Here is a 425-nt window from a genome sequence, read left to right as displayed (position 1 = left end):
CGCTGCCCACGGCCAGGGAATGAAGGCCTCCGGCGCTGACCTGCAGGTAGGTGAAATCCGCAGGCGCGCCTGCAGGCTTCCCCACCCTGACCGGCGTATATTGGCCGCTGAAGCTGCTCGTCCCGTTGCCGAGCTGGCCATAGGTGTTGTTTCCCCAGGCGTAGGCGTTGCCGTCGCTGCCCACGGCCAGGGAATGCTGCAATCCGGCGCTGACCTGCACGTAGGTGAAATCCGCAGGCGCGCCTGCAGGCTTCCCCACTTTGACCGGCGTACGCTGGCCGGCGACCGTCCCGTTGCCGAGCTGGCCATCGCTGTTGGATCCCCAGGCGTAGGCGTTCCCGTCGCTGCCCACGGCCAGCGAATGATAATATCCGGCGCTGACCTGCAGGTAGGTGAAATCCGCAGGCGCGCCTGCAGGCTTCCCC

At 66.8% G+C, this 425-nt stretch carries 1 protein-coding gene; it reads right to left on the bottom strand.

Going from position 1 to position 425, the window contains the following annotated elements; genetic code table 11:
* The coding region (locus tag QRX40_RS08655) for an RCC1 domain-containing protein (protein ID WP_396184587.1) at positions 1 to 425 on the bottom strand (425 nt) is incomplete at both ends.

It is taken from the genome of Bifidobacterium sp. H6bp9 (genome assembly GCF_032193695.1).
Classification (GTDB): Bacteria; Actinomycetota; Actinomycetes; order Actinomycetales; family Bifidobacteriaceae; genus Bombiscardovia; species Bombiscardovia kimbladii.
Note: the sequence above shows the minus strand (reverse complement) of the source record. Positions and strands in the feature narration are given on the sequence as shown.